Below are 25,087 nucleotides of genomic sequence, written 5' to 3'. Positions count from 1 at the left end.
GAACCGGGCGAGAGGGTCAGCTTGCCCATGCCCTCCCTGTTAACGGAAATTTTGTACCTATGAATATCCCTCTATTTTCAAGTTAGAGCGCTAAATCAATGGCCCGGTGGCTGGGTAGCACCGGCTCCGGTAGAACAGTTGAGCCGGTCAGGTGCCGTTCTACCGAGGCAGCGCAGGCACGCCCCTCAGCGATAGCCCACACCACCAGGGACTGGCCGCGCCCGGCGTCCCCACAGGAGAAGATACCGGGGACGTTAGTCATGTAGTCCTCAGCGCGTGCCACATTGGTGCGAGCATCCAGCTCTGCGCCTACCTGCTCACTGATATCGCTGTTCTCTTGACCGGTGAAACCAAGGGCTAGGAAGACCAGGTCAGCGGGAATAACGCGCTCGGTGCCGGCCTTGGGGCCGCGGCGCCCGTCCCCGCTGATTTCGGTTTCAGCCACCTTGAGCCCGGTCAATTTACCGTTCTGACCCACAAACTCCACGGTGGAGGCAAGGTAGCTGCGCTCACCGCCTTCTTCGTGGGAGGACGATACTTCAAAGACCTTGGGGAACATGGGCCAGGGTTCGTGATCCGCGCGGTCAGCCGGGGGCTGGGCCCCAATAGCCAGTGTGGTAATAGACGCCGCGCCCTGACGCACTGCGGTACCGATACAGTCGCTACCGGTATCGCCACCACCCAAAACAATAACGTTCTTTCCCGCTGCGTTGATGGTGGGCTCAGCGAGGTCACCAGCCACCACGCGGTTTGACTCGGTCAGATAAGGCATGGCGAAGTGTACGCCCTCTAGGTTGGCACCGGGAATATCCAGCGCACGCGGCTGCGTGGCACCGGTTGCCACGATAACGGCGTCATAACGCTTCTTGAGGTCATCCCAAGTGATGTCACTACCGATTTCGATACCGGTTCTAAAGCGGGTGCCTTCTGCCTCCATGACCGCGATGCGGCGGTCCACAATATCTTTTTCCAGCTTGAAATCAGGGATACCGTAGCGCAACAAGCCGCCAACCCTATCGTCCCGTTCAAAGACCGCGACGGTAAAGCCAGCCTGGGTCAGCTGCTGGGCGGCAGCCAAACCTGCCGGGCCAGAACCAACCACAGCTACCGTTTTACCCAGCATGCGGTCGGGCATAATCGGCTCAATTAGACCATTCTCAAAAGCCTGCTCAGCAATAGAGTACTCAATCTGCTTAATGGTTACCGCAGGCTGGTTGATCCCCAGCACGCAGGAGGTTTCGCAGGGTGCGGGGCAGACGCGTCCAGTGAACTCCGGGAAGTTGTTGGTAGCATGCAGGCGTTCAACGGCCTGAGCCCTTTGGCCCCGCCAGGTCAGATCATTCCACTCAGGAATCAGATTGCCCAGTGGGCAACCCTGGTGACAGAAGGGCACACCGCAGTCCATGCAACGCGATGCCTGCGTTTTAAGGACGGCAGAATTCTGCGCTACCTGCACCTCGTTGAAGTCAAGAATACGCACCGGCACGGGGCGCTTGGGGCGGTCTTGACGGGTGGTTACTTTTAGAAAACCGCGAGGATCAGCCACGAGCGGTCACCTCCAAAATCTTGTTCCAAACCTGCATTGATGCGGTGTCTTCACCGGCGGCTTCTGCCTCGGCACGAATCAGCTGCACAGCGGCGAAGTCGCGGGGAAGCACCTTAGTGATGCGGTCAAAAGTAGTATCTAGATTAGCCAGTAGTTCTTCAGCCCGAGACGATCCGGTGTGGTCTAGGTGCCGCTCTAAGAGGTTTTGCACTTCTAAACGGTCGGCATCGTCCAGGGGCAGGAAGGTCAGCTCACCGGTCTCACGGGCCTGCTTATTGACCTTCTTCTCTTCAAGATCCAACACATAGGCGATACCGCCACTCATGCCGGCTCCGAAGTTTCTGCCGGTCGAACCGATAATCAGGGCAAGACCACCGGTCATGTATTCGCATCCGTGATCGCCAATTCCCTCAGCGACAGCGGTTGCACCCGAGTTACGAACCATGAAGCGCTCCCCCACGGCTCCGCCCAGGAACATCTCACCGCTGGTCGCGCCATAGCCGCAGACGTTGCCAGCAATGACGTTCTGTGCTGAGCTCAGGGGTGCGGCGGCGTCCGGACGCACCGTGATGCTACCGCCTGAGAGCCCCTTGCCGACGTAGTCGTTGGAGTCACCGGTGAGGGTGATGGAGATGCCAGCGGGCAGGAAGGCACCCAGGGACTGCCCGGCGTGACCGGTCAGGTTCAGCTTGATCGTTCCTGGCTCCAGCAGGTCAATACCAAAGGTTTTGGTGACGTGATGCCCCAGCATGGTGCCCACGGAGCGGTCGGTGTTGACCACCTGGGCATCTATGCTGACCTTCTGGCGGTTTGTGAAGGTTTCAGTAGCCGCCTCAATAAAGCGGTTATCGATGTGCGCATCCAGCTCGTGATCCTGGGTGCTGGTGTTCCGAATTTCATCGGCACCGTACTGGCTGGCCGTTGAGACAAGAATCTTGGAGAGATCAAGCCCCGAAGCCTTCCAATGCTCCACCGCCTGTGAGACATCCAGCACCTCTGCATGGCCGATAGCCTCATCCAGGGTGCGGAAGCCCAGCTCTGCCAGATACTCGCGTACCTCCTCGGCGATGAACTCAAAGAAGTTCACCACGTGCTGGGCCTGGCCGGTAAAGCGCGCCCTCAAATCAGGGTTCTGGGTGGCAACACCCACCGGGCAGGTATCCAGGTGACATTTACGCATCATGATGCAGCCCTCAACGATGAGCGGGGCGGTCGCGAAGCCGAATTCTTCAGCCCCCAGCAAGGCAGCGATGATGACGTCTCGGCCGGTCTTGAGCTGGCCATCTGCCTGAACGACCACACGGTTACGTAGGCCGTTGAGCAACAGGGTCTGCTGGGCTTCAGCCAGGCCAAGTTCCCACGGCGCACCAGCGTGCTTGAGGGAGTTGAGGGGCGCAGCGCCGGTACCGCCGTCGTGGCCAGAGATGAGTACGACATCGGCCTTAGCTTTGGTGACACCGGCTGCTACAGTGCCAACACCGACTTCAGAAACCAGCTTGACGTGCACACGAGCGCTGGGGTTAGCGCGCTTGCAGTCATATATCAGCTGGGCCAGATCCTCGATGGAGTAAATATCGTGATGCGGCGGAGGTGAAATCAGAGTGACGCCGGGGGTGGAATGGCGGGTCGCAGCAACCCAGGGGTAAACCTTGGCTGCCATGAGCTGCCCACCCTCACCGGGCTTAGCACCCTGCGCCATCTTGATCTGGATGTCATCAGCATTGGTGAGGTAGAGAGAGGTGACACCAAAGCGGCCCGATGCAACCTGTTTGATAGCCGACCGGCGAGTGGGGTCCAGCAGGCGGTCAACGTCCTCGCCACCCTCACCAGTGTTGGACTTAGCGCCAAGCTGATTCATAGCAATCGCCAGTGTCTCGTGGGCTTCCTTGGAAATAGAGCCGTAGGACATGGCACCGGTTGAGAAACGCTTGACGATGGAGGAAACTGACTCCACCTCGTCCAGGGGTACCGGGGTGCGGTTGCTATCAAAGGTGAAGAGGCCGCGCAGGGTCATGAGATCCTTAGCCTGATCATCGACGAGCTTGGTGTAGCTCTTGAAGATGTCATAGCGGCGGGTCTTGGTGGAGTGCTGCAGCCGGAAGATGGTCTGCGGGTTGAAGAGGTGGGGTGGGCCCTCCCGACGCCAGTCATACTCGCCGCCTGTTTCAAGAGCGCGATAAGGTACCGCCACACCGTCATCGGGGTAGGCATCGTGGTGACGCTTGCGGATTTCAGCTTCAATTACGCCTAGCCCCACGCCGTCCATTTGGGAGTGGGTGCCGGTAAAGAATTGGTCAACCAGGCTCTGGGACAGACCCAGGGCTTCAAAAGTCTGGGCGCCGCAGTAGGAAGATACCGTTGAGATACCCATCTTGGACATAATCTTTTGCAGGCCCTTGCCCAGTGCCTTGATGAGGTTATAGACAGCCTCAGCTTCAGTGACACCGGTGATTTCACCCTGAGCTACCAGCTCTTCAACGGACTCCATAGCCAGGTAGGGGTTGACCGCTGAGGCACCGTAGCCAATGAGGGTGGCAACATGGTGGACCTCGCGCACGTCACCCGCTTCAACAATCAGGGCAACCTTGGTGCGGGTAGCGCTGCGCAAGAGGTGATGGTGAACAGCGCTGGTCAGCAGCAGGGACGGGATGGGAGCCCAGGCTCCGTTAGAGTTACGGTCAGAAAGAATGAGGAACTGGACGCCGCGCTCAACCGCAGCAGAGACCTGCTCACAAATCTCAGCCAGACGCTCACGCAGGGCAGCTTCCCCACCGTGTGAGGGGTAGAGCCCGGAGACCTTTACAGCCGCCGGCGCGCCGTCCTCATCATCAATATGCAGAATCTTATCCAGCTCATCATTGTTAATCACCGGGAAGTCCAGCTCAACGTGGTTGACCCGTACCCGCCCATTACGCAGCAGGTTGCCGTCAGCACCGATAGAGGTTTTGAGACTGGTCACCAGCTCTTCACGAATGGAATCCAGCGGCGGGTTGGTCACCTGGGCGAAGGACTGCACAAAGTAGTCAAAGAGCAGACGGTGACGCTTAGAGAGCACCGCGATGGGCGTATCAGTACCCATGGCGTAGATAGGCTCAGCACCGGTTGCTGCCATGGGAGCCAGAATCTTGCGCAGTTCTTCTTCGGTGTATCCAAAGGTCTGCTGGCGCTTGAGAATTGACTTGCGGGCGGCACGCACGTGCTCACGGTCGGGCAAATCAGCCAGATTTACGATGTTCTCTTCAGCCCAGGTAGCCCAGGGCTGTTCAGCGGCAACGGCTGCCTTAACTTCTTCATCGGGCACCAGTCGGCCGGCTTCGGTGTCCACGTAGAACATCTTGCCCGGCGAGACCCTGCCCTTTTCAACAATCTTGGATTCGGGGATATCAACCACGCCCACCTCGGAGGCCAGCACGACCAAGCCATCATCGGTGACCCAGTAGCGACCAGGACGCAGCCCGTTGCGGTCGAGCACCGAGCCCACGGCGTCACCGTCGGTAAAGGCAATCGCTGCGGGGCCGTCCCAGGGCTCCATCAGGGAGGAGTGGTAGCGGTAGAAGGCGCGGCGGTCGGCGTCCATGGTCTCGTGGTTTTCCCAGGCCTCGGGCACCATCATCATCAGCACCTGGGCTGCTGAACGGCCTGAGAGCATGAGTAGCTCGGCCACCTCGTCAAAGGATTGAGAGTCAGATGCACCGACCGAACAAATCGGAAAGAGCTCTTCAGGGTTGCGGCCCAGCACCGGGGACTTGAGCTGGGACTGGCGGGCACGCATCCAGTTGCGGTTGCCCTTGACCGTATTGATTTCGCCGTTGTGAGCAATGGTGCGGAAGGGCTGGGCTAGCGGCCAAGAGGGGAAGGTGTTGGTCGAGAAACGCGAGTGAACGATTGCCAGTTTGGTGGCAAAGCGAGCGTCGGAAAGATCAGGGTAGAAGGGTTCTAGCTGGGCGGTAGTCAACATGCCCTTGTAGACAATGGTGCGAGAGGAGAAGGAGGGGAAGTAAACTCCCAACTTGTGTTGCGCCCGTTTACGCACGCAGAAAGCCTTTTGATCCAGCTGGCGGCGCTCTGCCTGAGGATCAAGATCAATGACGGGGATGTGTCCCGTAAAAGGAGCGTTGACCGCATCGTTAGAATCGCCCGATGCCTCGGCAATGAACATCTGAACGAAGTGAGGCATAACCTCGCGGGCTGACTTACCCACGATATCGGGGTTAACAGGAACTTGGCGCCAGCCCAGGACGCGCAGGCCCTCACGCTGAGCAATATCGGCAAGTGCCTTCTGCTTGTCATCAACATCTACCCCGCCGGTCGGCAAGTAGGCTGTACCGACCGCATACTTGCCCAGAGGGGGCAGTTCAAAGTCAACCACCTCACGCAAGAAGGCATCGGGGATTTGCAGGAGAATACCCGCGCCGTCGCCGGTGCCTTCGTCAGCGCCTACAGCACCGCGGTGCTCAAGACGGCGCAGCGCAGTGAGGGCGTAATCCACGATGTCATGGCCGGGTTCACCGCGTAGGGTGGCAACCATGGCCAGACCGCAGGCGTCCTTCTCAGCGTCAGGCTTGTAGAGCCCCTGCGCTTCAGGCAGGTTGGCAAAAGTGGTAAAGGGCGAGGGCGCGTGGTTCTTGGTGTGGGGGTCCACAGTGAAATCTTCAGCAGCTGACAAGCCCTGGGCTGGTGTTCTGTGCATGGGTGACCCTTCCTATTAGCGTGTGCCGGGTGTCTGCCATCCAATATGGTGCGGCGCTATTACAGAAATGTAAACGTATTCGCCACCCTTGCTCGTCATTCATTGGGAGCCAACGAGCCCCCAAGGGAAAACTCTGGCCTACCTCCCTGTAAAACCAGGAAAAAATCAGGGCACCCCCTGCCCCATTTCCCTCATTAGACAACACTTTTCTTTCATAATTATTTGCCTTTTTGTTTACAAAACCCGGCAGTCGGAAACATAAAAGCAACATAATTTCTCATATTTCGAACTAGACGTCTCATATCTCAGCAAAAAAGAGGGGCGGTGGCACCAGCCACCGCCCCTTTTTATACCAACCGGATTACTTGGTTTCTCCGGTGAAATCTAGCACCATGCGTCCGTTGATAAGCCCTGCGTGCATCTCGTCAAAGATAGCCTGGACGTCCTCAACCGGGCGGAGCTGAACCACGGGCTTAATCAAACCCTGGGCGCCGAAAGCAAAGGCTTCTTCCAGATCCTGGCTAGTACCTACCAGCGACCCCTGCACCCGTATGCCATCCAGTACCAGGCGGGGAATGCTGAGGTCCATTGACTCGGTGGGTAGCCCAACAGCCACCACGGTGCCACCGGCTCGAACTGACTCTACAGCCTGGTTAAAGGCAACCTTAGATACTGCGGTGACGACAGCAGTGTGGGCACCCACCCCACCGGTCACGTTCTTAATCTCTTCTTCGACGCTTTCAACGTTCTTTCCGTTGATCACCACATCAGCGCCGCTGTCCTTAGCCAGTAGCAGCTTGTCTTCGTTGATATCTACGGCAATCACCTGGGCCCCAAAGACATTCTTAGCGTACTGCACCGCTAGGTTACCCAGACCGCCAGCACCGAAAGCTACCAACCATTGACCGGGGCGGATACCCGACTCCTTGATGGCCTTATACGTGGTGACACCGGCGCAGGTAATGGAGGTAGCCTCGACCGGGTCCAGAGCATCGGGCACCTTGACGGTGTAGTCAGCGTAGAGCAGGGTGTATTCACTCATACCACCATCAGCAGTGTAGCCAGCGTTGATGACTGATCGGCAGAGAGTGGCGCGGCCGTCCACACAGTATTCACAGTGACCGCAGCCCTTGAAGAACCAGGGGACGCTCACCCGGTCGCCCACCTGTAGGTGCTCCACACCGGGGCCCACCTCGGTAATGACGCCGACGCCCTCGTGGCCGAGAATTCGGCCAGGCTTTTCGCCGAAGTCACTGGCAGCTACGTGCAGGTCGGTGTGGCACACACCGGAGTATTCAATCTTGGCAAGGACCTGACCGTGGCCCACCTCGGGGATGGGGACGTCCTTGATATCGACGGTTCCGTCAAGACGGTCAGAAACAACAACTGCTTTCATGGTGGTCACGGGGGTCTCCTTTGTCTGGTGCGGGGGTCGCTGTACGGCGACTCACTATCAATCTACTCAGAGCAGCACGTTAGTCCAAGATTGTAGGAGATTATAGACTGAGAAATATTAAGTGTTAAGTCACCCAAAACCCGAATGGTTGACAGCCGTTGAGGGCAGGTCCACCAAACTACCGGCCGGGCCGTTATAGGCATGCCCCACCAGCAATTTGATGGACCGGGCTGTAAACTATTGGGCATGTCACAAGAGAAAAGCGCTCAGCAAAGACTGACCTGGTCAGAACTACCCACCGCTCTACAGCTCTGGGTTGAAGATACGTTAGGTAGCCCGGTGGTTTCAGCTGATTCGCAGGCTGGTGGCTTTAGTTTGGGCACTGCCGATAGGCTAATCACCGAGAATGGACGTCGCGCCTTCCTCAAGGCTGTCAGTGCAAAGGAGCACCCCGGCACAGCCGACCTCCACCGGCAGGAGGCTAAGGTGTCAGCTGCTTTTACCCAGGACGCCCCAGTCGCTGGGTTTCTCGGTTTTACCGAATACCAGAGTAAGGACGAAGATACCTGGGTAGCCCTGCTCCTTGCAGATATTGAGGGGCGGCACCCTTCTTCGCCATGGCAACCGAGCGAGCTCAAGGCAGTTTTTGCGGCGCTTGATGCTCTGCGCGATCTAGATATTGATCCAGCACTGGAACTCGAACCAGCCGCCGAATCCGTAGGCCCCGAGCTAAAGTTCTGGCACCGGCTAACTGAGGGCGTGAGTTTAGATGACCTGCAGTATGTGAAAGATACTCCCTCCTACCGGGACCTTGTAGAGCTACTCCCCCAGGTCAATGAGCATGCGGCAGGCTTCGCAGTTAAGGTGGATGAGCAGCTTGTAGCTCATCTTGGCGGCACTGACTACGTTCATACCGATTTGCGCGCCGATAATATCCTGCTGACATCTGATGGTCAGGCAGTGCTGGTGGACTGGCCCTGGGCAAATATCGGCAATGCAGACCTTGATATGGCACAGGTAGCTGTCGATGCACTGATTCAGGATAGCCATCTGACCGAACAGCAGGTCCTAGAGCTCATGCCCGCGCACCGGCGTCCGAGCCTAGAATTCTTGCACGGTTGTGTAGTGGCTTTAGCGGGCTACTATCTCTACGCCTCAACGCTCAAACCCAGCGCCTCGACCAACAGCAGCCTGATAGAGATGCGTGCCCACCGGGCTCTAGCTCTGCTACAACGACTCTTCGGCTAGCGTTCTATGAAAGTGTGGGGCGGTCCATCGTACGATGGACCGCCCCACACTTTCATAGACCAGGCAGTTTAACCGGCTGCTAATCTGCCGAACGCACGGACGCCGGTTCCAGCCCGTCTCGTTGCCTGCGGGCGCGAGCCCCGGCAAGGGCGAACATGATCAGGCCCAGGAGTAAGATAGCTCCGGACGTCCAGACGTGGATGCGCACACCCAGTAACATTTCTGCCGTATCAATACGCAGGAAGGCTTCAATCAGGAGGCGGCCGAAACCGTACCAGGCAACATAGCCCCAGAAGGTCTGCCCGCGTTGGAAGAGCCCCCGTTTGCCCAGGTAAATGAGCAAAGCAGCACCCAACAGATTCCAGATGGATTCGTAAAGGAAGGTGGGGTGAAAGAGGGTTCCCGGCGCGTACTGGTCAGGGAAGTTATGGGAGGTTGCCGAAATTTCCAAGCCCCAGGGCAGAGTGGTTGGCTTGCCGAAAAGCTCCTGGTTGAACCAGTTACCCCAGCGCCCCAATGCCTGTGCAATGAGAATGCCGGGGGCGGCAGCGTCCGCGAATTTAGCCAGAGAGATGCCGTAGCGCTTACAGGCAATCCAGGCACCCAGCCCACCCACGGAGATGGCGCCCATGATACCGATGCCGCCCTCCCAGATTTTGAAGACAGCCAATGGATCAGCTCCAGCGTCAAAATAGGTGCCGGGGTCGGTAATCAGCACGTGGTAAAGGCGGGCACCGATGATGCCTGCGGGTATTGCCCACATGGCAATATCCCAGACACGTTCGGGGTCCTCCCCCCAGCGTGCCCAGCGTTTTGAGGTTAGCCACAGGCACACTGCAATACCCGCAAGAATACAGAGGGCATAGAAGTGAATCGTCAGGGATCCAACAGAAAAGCTAGAGACGCTGGGGGATGGGATGGACGCTAGAATGACAGACGCTGCCACTGCTCTCCTTTAGTTACTTACCGGCGAGTTCGCGGGTCAGCGCACCGACAGCGGCGGGGCCGCCTTCAGTCAGTGCCTTGACCAGTGCAGTACCCACGATAACACCGTCCGCATAGGCGCCGATTTCTTCTACATGTTCTCTCTTAGAAACGCCCAGACCTACGCAGGCCGCCGGAGCACCAGCTGAACGCAGGTCAGCCACCAGGGTCTCGGCAGCGTCACTGACCGAGGCACGGGCGCCGGTAACACCCATGACTGAAACGGCGTACACAAAGCCACTAGAAGCCTTAGAGATCAGGTGTAGGCGTTCTGTTGAGCTAGAGATAGCTGCCAGGAAGATGCGATCTAGACCGTACTTTTCTGAGGCGGCAAACCAGTCCGCTGCTTCATCGGGCACGAGGTCTGGGGTGATAATGCCCGAGCCACCTGCTGCTGACAGCTCCTGGGCAAAGCGGTCGATGCCCCGTCGGAGTACCGGGTTCCAGTAGGTCATCACCACGACAACTGCGTCGGTAGCTGCGGTAATTTCGCGCACCGCACGGAAAACGTCATCGGTGCGAAAGCCCTTGGCAATCGCTTCGACGGTGGCACGCTGAATAACGGGGCCGTCCATGACGGGGTCAGAGTAGGGCAGACCCAATTCGATGATGTCCACCCCGTTCTTACCCATCTCAATGGCAGCGGCAATTGACTCATCGACGCTAGGATAGCCCACCGGCAGGTAGCCAATCAGAGCGGCCCTACCTTCAGCCTTGCACTGGGCTAGGCGGGCCGCGACCTTTGAGTCGGGGTTGGGGGCAGGAAACTTGCCGTTCTTCACCGAGTAGGCGGTGTCGTTCAGAAAATCCACGTGGCTCATAACTTAAGCACCTTCTGTCTGTGCTGCTTCGGCTGCTGCTTCTTTGTTGCCCACATTCAGGCTGGCGGAAGGAATGGCTTTACCCAGACCGAACCACTTGAGGGCGGTTTCCATATCCTTATCCCCGCGGCCTGACAGGCAGACCACCATGGTCTTCTCGTGGGCAGTTTCGGGGCTTTCATCGGCCCACTTGCGGGCTACGCGCAGGGCACCTGCGAGCGCGTGAGAAGATTCCAGCGCAGGGATGATGCCCTCCGTGCGGCAGAGCAGACGCAAGGCGTCCATGGCCTCGGTGTCAGTTACCGCCTGGTAGTCCACTCGCCCGATATCTGACAGGTAGGCGTGTTCAGGCCCGACGCCGGGGTAGTCAAGACCTGCTGAGATGGAGTGGGACTCGATAGTCTGCCCGTCTTCGTCCTGCATAAGATAGGTGATGGCGCCGTGCAGCATGCCGGGGCGCCCCAGGGAGATGGTGGCTGCGTGACGATCGGTGTCGATGCCGTCGCCGCCTGCCTCAAAACCAAAGATTTGGACGTCGCGATCATCCAGGAAAGCATGGAACATGCCGATGGCGTTGGAGCCACCGCCCACGCAGGCCGCGATACCGTCAGGGAGTTTGCCGGTGGCTTCAAGAATCTGCTGGCGAGCTTCGGTGCCAATAGCGTCGTGGAAGTAGCGCACCATGGCCGGGAAGGGGTGCGCGCCGGCGGCAGTGCCCAGCAGGTAGTGGGTGGTATCCACGTTAGCTACCCAGTCACGCAGGGCCTCGTTGATAGCGTCTTTGAGGGTACGTGAACCGGTCTGCACTGCGATAACGGTAGCTCCCAGCAACTGCATGCGAGCAACGTTGAGTGCCTGCCGCTCAGTGTCTTCTTCACCCATATAGACCACGCACTCCATGCCGAAGAGAGCGGCTGCGGTGGCGGTGGCGACGCCGTGCTGGCCAGCACCGGTCTCTGCAATCAGGCGGGTCTTGCCCATACGCTTCGCTAGAAGTGCCTGACCAATCACATTGTTAATCTTATGGCTGCCGGTGTGGTTGAGGTCTTCGCGCTTGAGGAAGAAGCGAACGCCGCCAGCATGCTCAGAAAGCCGGGGAACCTCGGTGAGTAGAGAGGGGCGATTGGAATATTCAGCAGAGAGACGGCGGAATTCAGCAAGGAACTCTTCGTCTTCCTTTGCCTTCTCGAAGGTTTCTTCCAGCTCGTCCATGGCGGCAATCAGCGATTCTGCCATGTAGCGGCCGCCGTAGTTGCCAAAGTAGGGGCCGGGAGCGTTCTTGAGGCTGTCGCCAGAGGTGAGGAACTGGTCGGCTAGGGTTTCGGTCATACCGTTTCCTTAGGTCTAAAAGGGTGGGGTGAAAGGCGGGTGCGGTTAGCGAGCTAGCCAGGCGGTGCGGGCAGCAGCGCCAGCTTCACGGAAGGCGCGGACGGTTTGTGTGGGGGTGCCTGATTTCACCAGGGCCTCGCCCACCAGCACAGCTTTTGCACCGTGGGAGGCGTAGTCTTCAACGTCTGCCACCTCGGCGACCCCTGACTCGGCAACGATGATGGCATCTTCGGGCAGCAAGGGAGCGAGCTGACCGAAATTTGCATTATCAACCTCAAGGGTTTTGAGATTGCGGACGTTGACGCCCACGATACGGGCACCTGCTGCTTTTGCGCGTTCGATTTCTTCTGGGGTGTGGGTTTCTACCAGTGCGTTCATGCCCAGCTCGTGGGTAAGGTCCAAGAAACGCGTGAGGGTGGAGTCGTCCAGTGCTGCAACGATGAGCAGGACTAGGTCAGCGCCGTGGGCGCGTGCCTCCCAAATCTGGTATTCATCAACGGTGAAATCCTTGCGGAGCACCGGGATGGAGACCGCTGCACGCACGGCGTCCAGGTCAGCTAGAGAGCCAGCAAAGCGGCGCTTTTCGGTCAGTACTGAAATGACGGCCGCTCCCCCGGCTTCATAAGCCGATGCTAGGGCAGCCGGGTCAGGGATATCAGACAGAGCACCTTTGGAGGGGCTGGAGCGTTTAACCTCAGAAATAACCTCAAGGCTGTTCTTGAAAGCCCCGCTCAGCGCGGCAAAAGCATCCCGTGCCGGAGGCTGCTCTGCGGCCCTGGATTTGAGGTAATCTAGCGTTACGGCGCGCTGACGCTCCGCCATATCCTCGCGGACGCCCACAATAATGTCATCTAGAACGGTCATAGTGATCCCCTCACAGGCAGCCGGTGCCCTGTTTTTCGCGTCTTTTTAGTATGTCGTATCAGTGGCTTCAAGGCTAAATGGCCGGCTCATTAGGTGAGAATTTCGACGGCCAGTGAACACGGGCTGACAACTGAAGCCTTTCGTCCCTGACCAAGTACACAAAAGCGCCCCACAGTCTCTGTGGGACGCCCTAGCTCGCATCATCAGCTTAGTGATGGTACTTGGTGTGCTTGCCGCCCTGGCCGTAGCCAGCTGCTCGCAGAACCAAACCGGCAACTAAACCGATGAGCATGATGGCAACACCCACCACGAAGATGGGGGTGCTAGCGATGTCGAAGCCGACAGCTGCCACGATAGCGCCCACAATAATGATGCCCAGCATTGCCCATGAGGCGATGGTGTTGCCGTGGTTGGTGTGGGGAAGGTCAGGGACCATCTCAACGGTCTGCTTTGACATGTGAGTCTCCTCAGTGTGTGTATTGCGCTCGGGTGCATGGGATGAGCGCAGGGGTGCTTAGGTCTATCTTATGAGATAGGAATGCTTTAACCCAATATCGCAGGCAGTGTGCTCTTAACTTTTACTTTCTTTATGGAAGGCTAAGCCAAGCGTCCGGTGACCTTCTCAGCTGCTGCCAGCAGTTCTCCACTGAAGACAAGCTCCACGGTTGCCTGGATTTCAGGTGCCAGATAACGGTCGCTCCCCGGCCCAGCAACATCCTGACGTAAGCGGTCAATGACAGCGGCGGTGGCCGGTGCCGGGCAATGCGGCGCACGCAGGTCTATGCCGCGGGCAGCTGTAAGAATCTCAATTGCCATCACCCTACTCAGCCCGTCGATTGAAGTACGCAGTTTACGGGCTGCGCTCCAGCCCATGGAAACGTGATCCTCTTGCATGGCTGAGGACGGGATAGAATCCACTGAGGCCGGTGCCGCTAGTCGCTTAAGCTCGGAGACTATGGCTGCCTGGGTGTACTGGGCAATCATGTGCCCCGAGTCGACGCCGGGGTCATCTGCCAAAAAGGGCGGCAGGCCCCGGTTGCGGGCGGTGTCCAGAAAACGATCGGTGCGACGTTCTGAGATAGAGGCGGCGTCAGCGACTGCAATCGCCAGGAAGTCCAGAACATAGGCCACCGGGGCACCGTGGAAGTTGCCGTTAGACTCCACCCGACCATCGAGCGTCACCACCGGGTTATCGATGGCTGAAGCTAGCTCGCGCAGTGCCACGGTGCGGGCGTGTTCTACGGTGTCTCGCACGGCACCTGCTACCTGCGGGGCGCAACGCAGCGAGTAGGCGTCCTGCACATAGGTGCTGTGAGTGCCCGAATGGTGCTGAATAATATCTGAGCCCTCGAGAACTTTGAGGATGTTGGCTGCCGCTGCCTGCTGACCCGGGTGGGGGCGCAAGCTGTGTAAGTCAGCGGCAAAAACTCGATCGGTGCCCACCAAACCTTCAAGACTCATCGCAGCTGCTACATCCGCCAGGCGGGTCAGACGGTCCAGGTCGGTAATAGCCATCACCAGCATGCCCAACATGCCGTCGGTGCCATTGATTAGTGCTAGGCCCTCTTTCTCAGCAAGCACCACCGGCGTCAGCCCGTGCTGTTTGAGAGCGTCAGCAGTGTCCCATAGCTGCCCCTGCTCATCGCGCACCTGACCCTCACCAATAATCGCAAGCGCGCAGTGGGCCAGTGGAGCAAGGTCACCAGAACAACCCAGTGAGCCGTACTCATAGACCACCGGGGTCAGATTGGCAGAGAGCATGTCAGCGTACGCCTGAGCTACCTCGGGGCGGACGCCGGTGCGGCCTGTGGCGAGGGTTGAAAGACGCAGGATCATGAGGGCGCGAATGACCTCAGTTTCAACCTCTTTGCCGGACCCTGCTGCGTGGGAACGGATAAGGCCCCGTTGCAGGGCGGTACGCATCTCAGCCGGGATGTGCTTGGAGGCCAGGGCACCGAAGCCAGTGGATACACCGTAGACCGGTGTTTCTTGGTGGGCTAGTTGGCGGATGCGCTCGGATGACCTGGCGATTTCAGCCAGGGATTCTTCGCTCAGCACCACGGGGGCGCGGTGGCGGGCTACCCTAATGACGTCCTCGAAGCTGAGAGCTCCGATTCCTACGGTTACGGGGGTTTGGTTCACGGGGTTTCTCCTCATAAGTCTGGGTGCTCAGCGCAGCGACGGTGCTGCAGAGCTTAAAGGGGTGTGGTGGGTCAGTACGGTATGGATGAGGCGGGCTGCGGTTTTAGCGGTGCGCCCGTCAATATCGAAGCTGGGGTTAAGTTCAGCGACATCAAAAGCTGCTAGTTTGCCGCTCGCTGCCACTTCTTTCAGCACGGTATTGATGATCTCCAGGGGCACGCCGTATCCTGCTGGTGCGCTGACACCGGGGGCGATGCTGGCAGGTAGAACGTCTAGATCCAGGGTCAGGTAGATGATGTCTACAGTCGCCACGAATTCCTGCACTGTGGTGAGCAGGGCTTGCTGGTTCAGCACCCCGCAGTCTTCGTCCACTACGTAATCCACCTCCAGCTCGTGGGCGGTATCAAACAGTTCTTGAGTATTGTTGGCCTCTGAAATACCCAGCACCGTGTAACGGCAGTCAGTGCCTGCTGCTCTTTCCCTGGTGAGTGCCTGGTAGAAAGGGGTGCCCGAGGTCGGCTGTGCTGCCCGGCGAAGGTCAAAGTGGGCGTCCAGGTTAAGGATGCCCAGACGCCCCAGCTCCTGCGAGGTGGCAGAGCCTGCGGTCTTGCGAGCCTGAGAGTCTGCCACACCGGTGTAGGTGCCCAAGGCAACTTCGTGACCGCCTCCCAGCACGACCGGCAGGACGCCGGCGTCCACACTTGTCATCACGGCAGCAGCTAACTTCATCTGGCCCTCTTCAAGGTCTGAAGAAACCACAACATCACCAGCATCCAGCAAAGCCAGGTCGGTGTTGCGGGAGCTATTGCGCCCCTGCGCCAGTGCTAGCTGCCCCAGCGCTGAGCGTAAAGCCGCTGGCCCCTCAGCAGCTCCCTGGCGGCCAGCATTGCGGCGCACCCCCTCATCGGAGGCGAAGCCCATGAAGACAGCATCAGGTGTCTCCGAGCTTCCCTGCTCCAAGGAGGTGACGACCTGATGCACGCGGCGGTGGGCAGCGCCAGCCCCGTCGTCCCGACCAGACCAGGTGGGAGCAGAGCGATCGATGAAGCGGTCCAGGGCACACAGATCATTCTGATGCATTAGCGGCACTCCTTCTGGCTGCTACCGCTAACGTTGCGCTGGGCACCTGGCCCTGCCACCTGCTCCCCAGCTTTCCATACCCGGTTCACCAGGCTAACGCCTGGCCGGTAGGCAAGGTGCAGATGGTTGGGAGCAGCCAACTCCACCAGGTCAGCCCGAGCACCCACCCGCAGACTTCCAATATCTTCGCGCTGTAGAGCGCGGGCGCCTCCAGCAGTTGCCGCCCACAGAGCTTCATCCGGGCTCATACCCAAATCACGCACTGCCAGCGCAATACAAAAGGGAATGGACGTGGTGAAGCTGGTTCCCGGGTTGCAGTCAGCCCCCAGCGCAAGGGTCGCACCGGCGTCCAGGAGTCTGCGGGCAGGTGGATAGCTGTTACGCGTAGAGAAATCAGCCCCCGGCAACACGGTAGCTACCGTGGTCGAGTTCGCTAGGGCATCCACGTCTGCATCGCTCAGGTAGACCACGTGGTCCACCGAGGCCGCGCCCAGCTCAACCGCCAGTTGCACACCTGCCCCGTAGGTCAGCTGGTTACCGTGTACCCGTGCCTTTAGCCCGGCCGCCTGACCGGCAAGTAGCACTGCCCGCGATTGCTCTTCAGTAAAAGCACCCTTCTCGCAGAACACGTCAATCCAGCTGGCATAGGGTGCACAGGCGGGGATCATTTCATCAAGAACCATCTGAACATAGTCATCCTGATGGCCTGCATACTCCGGTGGAGCCACGTGCGCCGCCAGCAGGGTTACCTCATCGGTGCAACCGGCTGCCACCTGCACCGACCGCAGCTCAGATTCAGTATTTTGCCCGTAACCGCTCTTAATCTCAACGGTGGTTGATCCGCTGCGCAGGTACTCCCCCAACAGGTTGCGTGCATTAGCCGCTAGCTGGCCAGATGAGGCAGCGCGGGTCTGCTCAATGGTCGAACGGATACCGCCGGCTTCATAAGCCTTACCCTGCATCCGTGCAGAGAACTCCTCTGACCGGTCCCCGGCAAACACCAGGTGGGAGTGGGATTCCACGAACCCTGGAATCACGGCCCGCCCCTCACAATCAACGGATGTATCGGCAGCAGGTGCCGCAGAAGCCTGACCCACCCAGGCCACTGCGCCATCTTCCACCAAAATCGCAGCCTGTTTCACGATGCCCAGCGGCCCGCGTTCTAGGGTCGGGTCATTGGTCACCAATGACCCGATGTTAGTTAACAGCGTGCTCGCCATGGTTACGCTTGCTCCTGCATGGGAATACGTACCCCGCGCTCAGCCGCAACGTTAGATGCGTGCTCGTAGCCTGCATCCACATGGCGAATGACGCCCATACCCGGGTCATTCGTCAGCACCCTCTCCAGCTTCTGCGCAGCTAATTCTGTACCGTCAGCGATACAGACCTGACCGGCGTGAATGGAGCGGCCCATACCAACGCCGCCACCGTGATGCAGGGATACCCAAGAGGCTCCGGACGCCGTGTTGACCAGCGCGTTGAGCAGGGGCCAGTCAGCCACAGCGTCAGAGCCGTCCTTCATGGCCTCGGTCTCTCGATAGGGAGAAGCGACCGAACCTGAATCCAGGTGGTCACGGCCAATAGCAATCGGAGCCGACAGCTCACCGTTAGCCACCATCTCATTGAACTTCAGGCCGGCCTTGTGGCGCTCGCCGTAGCCCAGCCAGCAGATGCGGGCGGGCAGGCCCTGGAACTCAACCTTCTCGCCGGCCATTTTGATCCAGCGTGCCAGGTGTTCATTTTCGGGGAAAAGCTCCAAAATAGCCCGGTCGGTTGCCTCGATATCCTTGGGATCACCGGACAGGGCAGCCCAGCGGAAGGGCCCCAGGCCTTCTTCGAACATAGGGCGGATGTAGGCAGGTACAAAGCCGGGGAAATCAAAGGCTCGCTGGTAGCCGGCCTTACGAGCTTCATCTCGAATGGAGTTACCGTAGTCAAAGACCTCAGCACCGGCGTCCATAAAGCCGACCATGGCCTCCACCTGGGCTGCCATAGAGACACGTGACTCCTTGGTGAAGAGCTCCGGGTCGCGGTCGGCTTCTGCCTTCCAGTCCTCAAAAGTTACCTCAACCGGCAGGTAAGCCAGAGGATCGTGAGCGCTGGTCTGGTCAGTGACAATATCAATGGGTGCTTTACGGCGCAGGAGCTCAGGGAAAATCTCTGCCGCATTGCCAACAACGCCAATAGAGAGCGGTTTCTTAGCGTCACGGGCTTCAATCGCCAGTTCTAGAGCATGGTCGAGGTTCTCCGCTTTGACATCCAAGTAGCGGTGCTCAATACGGCGGTCAACGCGGGACTCATCAACGTCCACACAGATTGCTACACCCTCGTTCATGGTCACCGCCAGGGGCTGTGCGCCGCCCATGCCGCCCAGACCAGCGGTGAGGGTAATAGTACCTGCCAGGGTGCCGTTGAAGCGCTTGCGGGCAACCGCGCCGAAGGTCTCGTAGGTGCCCTGCAGAATACCCTGGGTGCCGATGTAGATCCAGGAACCCGCGGTCATCTGCCCGTACATCATCAGACCCTCGGCTTCTAGTGCACGGAAATGCTCCCAGTTAGCCCAGTCTCCCACCAGGTTTGAGTTGGCCAGCAGGACGCGGGGCGACCACTCGTTGGTGCGGAAGACACCTACGGGCTTGCCGGACTGGACCAGCAGGGTTTCATCGTTTTTCAGTGTTTTGAGGGTGGAGACAATGGCGTCAAATGACTCCCAGTTACGCGCCGCCTTACCCGTTCCGCCATAGACGACTAGCTCATCGGGATGCTCAGCGTTGGCAGGGTCGAGATTGTTCATCAGCATGCGCAGGGCGCCTTCTTGCTGCCACCCTAGAGTGTTGAGTTGATTGCCGGTTGGCGCGTGAATGGGGCGGGGCCCGGTGGTGGTCATGGCTACTCCTTTGTGCACTTTTACCTGTCCTCACAATCTCTGGGGTTGATTTGGCTCGGTCTTAGCCGGGCTATACAGTTGAAACATAAGGGGTATCACACCCATCATGTTGTATATACAACTACTTTGTCAATGGGGTGGGGATGGAAAAAATAAACGACTTGAGCCAAGAATTCGCCGACTACCGCGGTGAAGCGCTGCCTGCCTACAAGCTTTTAAAGAAACTGCTGACCCAACGTATCTCCAGTGGCGCCTGGTCTAGTGGTGAGCCCGTCCCATCAGAAAACGAAATGACGCAGGCACTGGGCCTCTCGCGAATGACCATTAACCGCGCTATCCGGGAACTCACCGCCGAGGGACTGCTCTATCGCACCCAGGGAGTCGGCACCTTCGTAGCACAACAAAAGAGCCCTTCAGCGCTCTTTGAGGTCAAAAATATCGCCGATGAAATCACCGCAAGAGGCCATACGCACCTGAGCCGCGTAATCCGCCTTGAAGAAATAGAGGCGGGGCAGGCACCCTGGCCCACTGGCGAGGCCCTGGGCAGTCGAGTGTTTCGCAGCGTCCTGGTTCACTGCGATAACGGAGCGCCCCTGCAACGAGAAGAACGTCTCGTCAACGCGGAGGTAACCCCTCACTACCTTGACCAAGACTTCACCAGCACCACGCCGAATGTTTATCTGGGCACCTGCCACCCGATAACCCGCGGAACCCACACCGTTGAGGCTGTACTGCCCAGCACCCAGCAGGCTCAAGAGTTAGAGATTGATCCCGCTGAGCCCTGCCTTAAACTCCTGCGTACCACCTGGTCAGGTGACACCGTCATTAGTCAGGTAGCCCTCTTGTACCCGGGCAGTCGTGGGCGCCTTGAAGGCAGCTTCGGAATCTAACGTTCGGTAAGACCTAGCGGTCGGTGGGGTCCTGGCCCTCACTCAAGGAATCCCAGGCGTCGATATCGTCTACTTCATCTGTTGCGCTGATCCGCTGAGCGCGGGCAGCTACACGGTCATACTTACGACCAACTGCCCAGTGTGACGAGGCAAAAAACGCCCATACACCGCAGGCGACCACCAGCAAACCCCCGACTACTGCTAGCCAGGGCATCAAGGTGACATCGTAGAAATTAGCGGCAGCGGTGGTTCCCGTTGCAGCGCTGACTTCGGTGGCAGCTGCCGCTTGAGGGTTGCGGTAGACACCCACAGCTGAGCCAGCTATGCCCAGACCCACCAGCACCATGAGAGCACTCACGATTTTCTTGAGTTTAGGCCCGGTAATGCGCACAGCGATTGCCGCTGCGAGTGCTACGAGTGCCAGGGCACTCACCGCGCTGGCGGCGTCCGCACCCGAAATTTCAAGGGTGGTCGTTTCAAGCACGGTGGTCACCTCAGCCCGAATCCAGATGGGGAGGGTCGAGGCAAAAGCTAGACCTGCGGCCAGCAGAGATGCCCCCATGACGCGAGCCGGGTTAGAGAAATGAGGCTTCTTATCAACATCACTGCGGACGCTGGGGGTCACCTTCTGTGAAGATTCGGGGGCGGTGCTCATTTATTTGCCTTCCCCGGCTGGCAAAGGTGCCAGACCGGATGCGGTGATGACGGCGCGCAGAGGCGCCGCTGCTTTGTCCACGGTTTCTTGGGCTTCTGATGCAGGCACTGAATCCATGACGATGCCTGCCCCTGCCTGAACGTAGCCCTTGCCGTCTTTGAGAACGGCGGTTCTAATCGCGATGGCCATATCCATGTTTCCGGCAAAGTCGAAATAACCGCAAACACCGCCGTAGATACCGCGGGCGCTGATTTCGTATTCGTCCAACAGCTGCATGGCGCGGGGCTTGGGCGCACCAGAGAGGGTACCTGCTGGGAAGGCAACGCGCAGCACATCATAGGCGCTCATCCCCTCAGCCAGCTGGGCCCTAACCTCCGAGGAAATGTGCATGATGTGACTAAAGCGCTCAATTTCCATAAACTGAGTCACCTCAACGCTGCCCGGAACCGCAATGCGGGAGAGGTCATTACGCGCCAAGTCGATCAGCATGAGGTGCTCGGAGCGCTCCTTTTCATCAGCTAGCAACTCTTCCGCCAGGGCGATATCAGCCTCACGAGTAGCCCCGCGGGGGCGGGAACCAGCGATGGGGTGGGTGGTAGCGGTACCGTCCTTGAGAGTCACCAGAGCCTCAGGTGATGAACCAACAATGTGGAAGGGCTGGCCGTCCTCAGGAGATTCAAAATTGAAGAGGTACATGTAGGGTGAAGGGTTGCTCTGGCGTAGCACCCGGTAAACATCGAGGGCGCTGGCAGAGTTTTCGGTTTCAAAGCGGCGGGAGACCACGATCTGAAAGACATCTCCGTCCTGAATATTTTTCTTGGACTTATCGATGGCGTCCAAAAAGCCCTGTTCGTCCCAGGTGTGTTTAACGCCCGCTACTTTTTCTTCGACGTTGGCGGTACCCACCAAAGTTGAGACAGCGCCGCCAGCAGGCTGGGCAACCTTATCGAGCATATCCAGCACGCGCGAGGTGGCATCGGCGTAGGCGGCGTCCACATTATCGTCGGTGCCGTTGAAGTTAATAGCGTTTGCAATGAGAGTGACGGTGCCATCTGAGTTATCGTGCACCGCCATATCCGAGACGATGTTGAGGGCAAACTCGGGCAGGTTAATGTCACTGGCCGGGCCGCCGGGCAGTTTTTCCCAGTGGCGCACTACGTCCCACCCCATGTAGCCCACCAGGCCGCTGGTGAGCGGGGGAAGCCCGTCGAACGGCTCGGTGTGAAGCATCTCAAGGGTTTGGCGCACAGCGTCAACAGGGTCACCCTGAGTGGGGGCGCCCTGGGGGGTCAGTCCTTGCCAAACGATCTCCCCTGCCTTGGTGCTCAGGGTCGATCCGCTAGCCACACCCACGAAAGAGTAACGCGACCACTGTTTCTGCTCATTGGCAGATTCCAGCAGGAAGGTACCAGGGGCAGGTTCACCATCGGCACACACCAGCGAACGGTAAAGCCCGATGGGGGTCATCGCGTCAGCCAGCACTTTAACCCGCACCGGTATAACGCGGCGGGTGGCGGCGAGCGCGCGGAACTCTTCTAGTGTCGGTTCGACGATTCCCAAGTCGTGCATGGTTTCCTCTGGTTGTGGTGTGTCTGGGGAGCTATTCGGGGCGGACGCCGGCTGCGGCAGGCAGCTGCCCGCCGGCTTTAAAGCAGGTGGTGGTGCCGGTGTGGCAGGCTGCCCCTACCTGGTCGGCCTCGATAAGCAGGGCGTCGCCGTCGCAGTCGATCCTGACGCTCTTGACGTACTGGTAGTGGCCGCTGGTGTCGCCCTTGCGCCAGTATTCCTGGCGGGAGCGGGACCAGAAGGTAACCCGCCCTTCGGTGAGGGTGCGGCGCAGGGCTTCGTCGTTCATCCAGCCGAGCATGAGAACGTCGCGGGTGTCGTACTGCTGGATGATGGCGGCAAAGAGGCCGTGCTCATCGCGTTTGAGGCGGGCGGCGATATCGGCGGGCAGTGAAGCGCCTTCGGTGGCGCTGGGTGCTGGTGTACTCACCTTTCCATCCTAGCTGATGGCGCTAGCGGCTCTGGGGCGGCTCTCAGCATCTGGCTACGGGCTGGGGCTGGTGCCTGCGCTAGGTGGGGCAGCCTGCCCGTAGGTTTCTGCGTGGCTGGCTACCTGGCTGGCGTAGACCACCGACCGGTTGTAGGCCAGCACTCCGCGCTGCCAGCCCTCGTCGGTGCTGGTGTCGCGCTGCCCCTGGCAGAGGTAGATGGCGGTGGTCAGCGCCGCGTCGTCAATCTGGTGGGGGTCGAGCTTGCCGTCGGCGTTACCGTCCTGCCCAATATAGTCCCAGGTGGAGGGTATGAACTGGAGCGGCCCCACCGCCCGGTCCCATTCGGTGTCGTCATCGAGTTCACCCCGGTCGGAGTCTTCAACTGCCATGACTCCGGGGCTGCCGTCGAGGGCCGGGCCGAAAATTTGGGGGGTTACATTTCCATCCTGGCTGGTGCTGGCACCCCTGTAGGTGCCGTGCAGGGTTTCGACCGCACCGATGCCTGCGATGGTGTTCCAGCCCAGCTGGCACTCCGGGTAGGTTTGGGCCACGCGCAAGGACGCCCCCGCATAGGCCGCCAGCACCCGCCGGGGTATATCGGTCGCCTCGGCTGTAGCATCGAGCCAGGAACTGTCGGCCAGCTCGGCGATAGGGGCCTGCTCTGTTACGCCCTGTTGCGCGGACGCTGGCAGCACCTGCTCGGGCGCGGCGGGTAGCGTAGTGGGCAGGTTCTCGCGTGATGCTCCCTGGTAGCTAGCGGAACATCCGCTCACGGCTAGAGCGGCGAGGGCCAGGAAGGGAGTCAGGCGCACTCTAGCGAAAATCGTCATACGACCTTTCAGGGGTTGGGTTCTGGTGATAGCCTAACGGCTGCGGGTCAAGACGGGGTGGGCGGACGCTGAATGTTTCCTGCAAGCCGTAACCTGACTCCAGGGCAGCTTCGACTCGCCTTCCGAGCCCGGCTTCGGGTTTAGACTGGGCGTATGACTTCTTCTGCCCTTGTTACCTCAGAACGTACCGCCCTACTTGAAGCTCTCGCTGCGGCGGGGCCGTCCGTCCCTACCCTCTGCGAGGGCTGGGAAACCCGGCATATGGCAGCCCACCTGCTGCTGCGGGAGTCCAAGCCGACGCTGGCAGCCGGCGTGGTGGGTGGGCCCTTGGAGGCCCGCACCGAGCGCCACACCAACCAGCTCGCCGATGAGCTGACCGGCCAGCGCCGCTACGAGAAGGCCCTGCGCGATTTTGAGGCGCTGCCGGGTTACCTGCACATGCGCACGCGCTTCCCGGGTCTAGATGAAGCAATGAACCTGGTCGAGTATTTTGTGCATACCGAGGACGTCCGCCGCGCCGCCCCCGCTGACGGCGAGCAGCCTTCCCCTCGCGCGCTGGCTGAGGGCTTGCAGGAGAAGATGTGGAAGGTGCTGCGGGCACGTGCTCGTCTGATGGCTGGGAAGAAGTACCCTCAGGGGCTGGTGCTAGAAGCGCCGGGCTACTCCCCCGCTGTTCATACGGTGCTTGCTCCGTCTGCTGGCCAGGTTGCAACTGTGCTGACCGGCGAGCCGGGCGAACTGGTGCTCTACCTGTTCGGGCGCGAGGCCGCGGCCCGGGTTGAGGTGAGCTAAAGACCTAATAAAGGGAGGAATGAGACCGATCTGTAAGGCTGGGCAGGGGCACGCTCGCTGCCGACCCTCTCGCTGGTTCGCTTCGCTCACAAGCGATTCACGCCAGCCGCCGAGCCAGCAGCTTCGCTGCGCCCCTGCCCAGCCTTAACCTAAGGAATTAGTCTCAAAGTTCTATGCAACTCACCATGATTTTCGAGGGCTCGCAACCAGTTTCAGCCCATACTTTGCCAGGGCAGATACAGCCTCTCACCATAGAAGATGTGCCTGCTCTGGCTCAGCTCTACTTTGATAGCTACCCGCAGGGCACGGTGGAAGATGTAGCGGAAGCTGAAGCCGATATTGCCGCTGCCCATCGGGGAGATTACGGAACCTTTCTTCCGCAAGCCAACCTGGTGTATGTGGTCGATGGGCAGATTTTGGGCTGTGTAATGACGGTTGATTCACCGCCCTGGGACGATGTGAGCGATTTGCTCTTCATCATTGATGTATTCGTTCACCCCAAGGTACGGGGCACCGGCGTAGGAAGAGCTCTCATGCAAGCTGCCCTTGCTAGCTTTCCCGAGCATAGGCCAGTGGGCCTTCGCGTTGAAAGTGATAATGAGCCTGCCTATGCTCTCTACCGGTCGCTGGGGTTCAAAGAAGTCACGGCCGATAAGTAAACGGGTCAACAGATCACAAGCAACTAAGAGCCCTTACCCTCAGACTAGGGACCAGAAAAATCCCAATAGTATGTGCGCACCACAAGGATTATGGGAGGAATCTGGTCCCTAGTTGCTACATAGCCCCCCCCTACCGGCAGGTTGCCCTGTTCTCGCATTTTTCTTCTATGCGGGCACACACACGACCTCTTGAATGTAACCGAAAATGCCATCTGCGCGTTCTTTGCTCGCGCAGATGGCATTTTCGATTACATTCAATGAGCGGACGGACGCCCAC

General features: G+C 59.2%; 20 protein-coding genes. 4 read left to right on the top strand and 16 right to left on the bottom strand.

The genetic code is table 11. The features are described 5' to 3' along the window. Nucleotides 1–82: 82 nt before the first annotated feature. The 3 genes from L6990_RS03300 to adhP all read right to left on the bottom strand — a co-directional run bounded on the left by L6990_RS03300 (nucleotide 83) and on the right by adhP (nucleotide 7,632). A complete protein-coding gene (locus L6990_RS03300; protein ID WP_237202639.1) occupies nucleotides 83–1,546 on the bottom strand; it encodes a glutamate synthase subunit beta in 1,464 nt (487 codons plus the stop codon). Beyond that, on the bottom strand, nucleotides 1,539–6,236 hold the full coding sequence (gene gltB / locus L6990_RS03295) for a glutamate synthase large subunit (protein ID WP_237202638.1): 4,698 nt from the start codon (nucleotides 6,234–6,236) through the stop codon (nucleotides 1,539–1,541). Before gltB ends, L6990_RS03300 begins: the two co-directional genes overlap by 8 nt. Nucleotides 6,237–6,597: 361 nt before the next feature. Continuing rightward, nucleotides 6,598–7,632: an alcohol dehydrogenase AdhP gene (adhP, locus tag L6990_RS03290; RefSeq protein WP_237202760.1), complete on the bottom strand. Its 1,035-nt coding sequence runs from the start codon at nucleotides 7,630–7,632 to the stop codon at nucleotides 6,598–6,600. Nucleotides 7,633–7,878: 246 nt separating this feature from the next. Here adhP and L6990_RS03285 point away from each other — a divergent pair, with 246 nt between their 5' ends. Further along, a complete protein-coding gene (locus L6990_RS03285) occupies nucleotides 7,879–8,880 on the top strand; it encodes a phosphotransferase (RefSeq protein WP_237202637.1) in 1,002 nt (333 codons plus the stop codon). A gap of 79 nt (nucleotides 8,881–8,959) precedes the next feature. Here the strand turns inward: L6990_RS03285 and lgt are convergent, their stop codons facing one another. From lgt to hutU, 9 genes are all read right to left on the bottom strand, one after another. Further along, nucleotides 8,960–9,826: a prolipoprotein diacylglyceryl transferase gene (gene lgt / locus L6990_RS03280; protein WP_237202636.1), complete on the bottom strand. Its 867-nt coding sequence runs from the start codon at nucleotides 9,824–9,826 to the stop codon at nucleotides 8,960–8,962. 13 nt (nucleotides 9,827–9,839) lie between these two features. Continuing rightward, on the bottom strand, nucleotides 9,840–10,685 hold the full coding sequence (gene trpA / locus L6990_RS03275; protein ID WP_237202635.1) for a tryptophan synthase subunit alpha: 846 nt from the start codon (nucleotides 10,683–10,685) through the stop codon (nucleotides 9,840–9,842). A 3-nt stretch (nucleotides 10,686–10,688) separates the two neighbouring features. Next, nucleotides 10,689–12,014, bottom strand: a complete 1,326-nt coding sequence (gene trpB, locus L6990_RS03270) for a tryptophan synthase subunit beta (RefSeq protein ID WP_237202634.1) — start codon at nucleotides 12,012–12,014, stop codon at nucleotides 10,689–10,691. A gap of 45 nt (nucleotides 12,015–12,059) precedes the next feature. Beyond that, nucleotides 12,060–12,878 (bottom strand): indole-3-glycerol phosphate synthase TrpC, encoded by an 819-nt coding sequence (gene trpC / locus L6990_RS03265; protein ID WP_237202633.1) that lies wholly within the window; start codon nucleotides 12,876–12,878, stop codon nucleotides 12,060–12,062. Nucleotides 12,879–13,086: 208 nt separating this feature from the next. Continuing rightward, nucleotides 13,087–13,335, bottom strand: a complete 249-nt coding sequence (locus tag L6990_RS03260) for an HGxxPAAW family protein (RefSeq protein WP_237202632.1) — start codon at nucleotides 13,333–13,335, stop codon at nucleotides 13,087–13,089. A gap of 140 nt (nucleotides 13,336–13,475) precedes the next feature. Continuing rightward, nucleotides 13,476–15,035: a histidine ammonia-lyase gene (gene hutH, locus L6990_RS03255; protein ID WP_237202631.1), complete on the bottom strand. Its 1,560-nt coding sequence runs from the start codon at nucleotides 15,033–15,035 to the stop codon at nucleotides 13,476–13,478. Between the two features lie 12 nt (nucleotides 15,036–15,047). Next, on the bottom strand, nucleotides 15,048–16,100 hold the full coding sequence (hutG, locus tag L6990_RS03250) for a formimidoylglutamase (protein ID WP_237202630.1): 1,053 nt from the start codon (nucleotides 16,098–16,100) through the stop codon (nucleotides 15,048–15,050). Then, a complete protein-coding gene (gene hutI, locus L6990_RS03245) occupies nucleotides 16,100–17,320 on the bottom strand; it encodes an imidazolonepropionase (protein WP_237202629.1) in 1,221 nt (406 codons plus the stop codon). The genes hutG and hutI overlap by 1 nt, the downstream gene beginning before the upstream one ends. A gap of 2 nt (nucleotides 17,321–17,322) precedes the next feature. Next, a complete protein-coding gene (gene hutU / locus L6990_RS03240; RefSeq protein ID WP_237202628.1) occupies nucleotides 17,323–18,987 on the bottom strand; it encodes a urocanate hydratase in 1,665 nt (554 codons plus the stop codon). A gap of 161 nt (nucleotides 18,988–19,148) precedes the next feature. On the opposite strand from hutU, the gene hutC reads away from it, so the two are divergent. Then, nucleotides 19,149–19,877: a histidine utilization repressor gene (gene hutC / locus L6990_RS03235; protein ID WP_237202627.1), complete on the top strand. Its 729-nt coding sequence runs from the start codon at nucleotides 19,149–19,151 to the stop codon at nucleotides 19,875–19,877. Nucleotides 19,878–19,890: 13 nt separating this feature from the next. On the opposite strand, the gene L6990_RS03230 is transcribed toward hutC, so the two are convergent. Genes L6990_RS03230 through L6990_RS03215 form a run of 4 tightly spaced genes read right to left on the bottom strand, consistent with a single transcriptional unit; the run spans nucleotide 19,891 to nucleotide 23,359 of the window. Further along, nucleotides 19,891–20,532, bottom strand: coding sequence for a Trp biosynthesis-associated membrane protein (locus L6990_RS03230; protein WP_237202626.1), 642 nt, complete (start codon nucleotides 20,530–20,532; stop codon nucleotides 19,891–19,893). Further along, complete coding sequence (locus L6990_RS03225) at nucleotides 20,533–22,101, bottom strand: anthranilate synthase component I (protein WP_237202625.1); 1,569 nt, start codon at nucleotides 22,099–22,101, stop codon at nucleotides 20,533–20,535. Between the two features lie 31 nt (nucleotides 22,102–22,132). Beyond that, on the bottom strand, nucleotides 22,133–22,528 hold the full coding sequence (hisI, locus tag L6990_RS03220; protein WP_237202624.1) for a phosphoribosyl-AMP cyclohydrolase: 396 nt from the start codon (nucleotides 22,526–22,528) through the stop codon (nucleotides 22,133–22,135). A gap of 54 nt (nucleotides 22,529–22,582) precedes the next feature. Beyond that, the gene (locus tag L6990_RS03215; protein WP_237202623.1) at nucleotides 22,583–23,359 is read right to left on the bottom strand and encodes a lytic murein transglycosylase; all 777 of its coding nucleotides are present in this window, start codon (nucleotides 23,357–23,359) and stop codon (nucleotides 22,583–22,585) included. A 153-nt stretch (nucleotides 23,360–23,512) separates the two neighbouring features. On the opposite strand from L6990_RS03215, the gene L6990_RS03210 reads away from it, so the two are divergent. Beyond that, nucleotides 23,513–24,151, top strand: coding sequence for a TIGR03085 family metal-binding protein (locus tag L6990_RS03210; RefSeq protein ID WP_237202622.1), 639 nt, complete (start codon nucleotides 23,513–23,515; stop codon nucleotides 24,149–24,151). A gap of 173 nt (nucleotides 24,152–24,324) precedes the next feature. Then, complete coding sequence (locus L6990_RS03205) at nucleotides 24,325–24,810, top strand: GNAT family N-acetyltransferase (protein ID WP_237202621.1); 486 nt, start codon at nucleotides 24,325–24,327, stop codon at nucleotides 24,808–24,810. Nucleotides 24,811–25,087 lie beyond the last annotated feature (277 nt).

The organism is Rothia endophytica (genome assembly GCF_928381505.1).
Classification (GTDB): domain Bacteria; phylum Actinomycetota; class Actinomycetes; order Actinomycetales; family Micrococcaceae; genus Rothia; species Rothia endophytica_A.
This window is presented reverse-complemented; position numbering and strand designations above follow the sequence as displayed.

Coding starts and splice junctions, on each gene's coding strand:
- gltB (WP_237202638.1), bottom strand. CDS start 6,236: ATGCACAGAACACCAGCCCAGGGCTTGTCAGCTGCTGAAGATTTCACT.
- adhP (WP_237202760.1), bottom strand. CDS start 7,632: ATGAAAGCAGTTGTTGTTTCTGACCGTCTTGACGGAACCGTCGATATC.
- L6990_RS03285 (WP_237202637.1), top strand. CDS start 7,879: ATGTCACAAGAGAAAAGCGCTCAGCAAAGACTGACCTGGTCAGAACTA.
- trpA (WP_237202635.1), bottom strand. CDS start 10,685: ATGAGCCACGTGGATTTTCTGAACGACACCGCCTACTCGGTGAAGAAC.
- trpB (WP_237202634.1), bottom strand. CDS start 12,014: ATGACCGAAACCCTAGCCGACCAGTTCCTCACCTCTGGCGACAGCCTC.
- trpC (WP_237202633.1), bottom strand. CDS start 12,878: ATGACCGTTCTAGATGACATTATTGTGGGCGTCCGCGAGGATATGGCG.
- L6990_RS03260 (WP_237202632.1), bottom strand. CDS start 13,335: ATGTCAAAGCAGACCGTTGAGATGGTCCCTGACCTTCCCCACACCAAC.
- hutH (WP_237202631.1), bottom strand. CDS start 15,035: ATGAGGAGAAACCCCGTGAACCAAACCCCCGTAACCGTAGGAATCGGA.
- hutG (WP_237202630.1), bottom strand. CDS start 16,100: ATGCATCAGAATGATCTGTGTGCCCTGGACCGCTTCATCGATCGCTCT.
- hutI (WP_237202629.1), bottom strand. CDS start 17,320: ATGGCGAGCACGCTGTTAACTAACATCGGGTCATTGGTGACCAATGAC.
- hutU (WP_237202628.1), bottom strand. CDS start 18,987: ATGACCACCACCGGGCCCCGCCCCATTCACGCGCCAACCGGCAATCAA.
- L6990_RS03230 (WP_237202626.1), bottom strand. CDS start 20,532: ATGAGCACCGCCCCCGAATCTTCACAGAAGGTGACCCCCAGCGTCCGC.
- L6990_RS03225 (WP_237202625.1), bottom strand. CDS start 22,101: ATGCACGACTTGGGAATCGTCGAACCGACACTAGAAGAGTTCCGCGCG.
- L6990_RS03215 (WP_237202623.1), bottom strand. CDS start 23,359: ATGACGATTTTCGCTAGAGTGCGCCTGACTCCCTTCCTGGCCCTCGCC.
- L6990_RS03210 (WP_237202622.1), top strand. CDS start 23,513: ATGACTTCTTCTGCCCTTGTTACCTCAGAACGTACCGCCCTACTTGAA.
- L6990_RS03205 (WP_237202621.1), top strand. CDS start 24,325: ATGCAACTCACCATGATTTTCGAGGGCTCGCAACCAGTTTCAGCCCAT.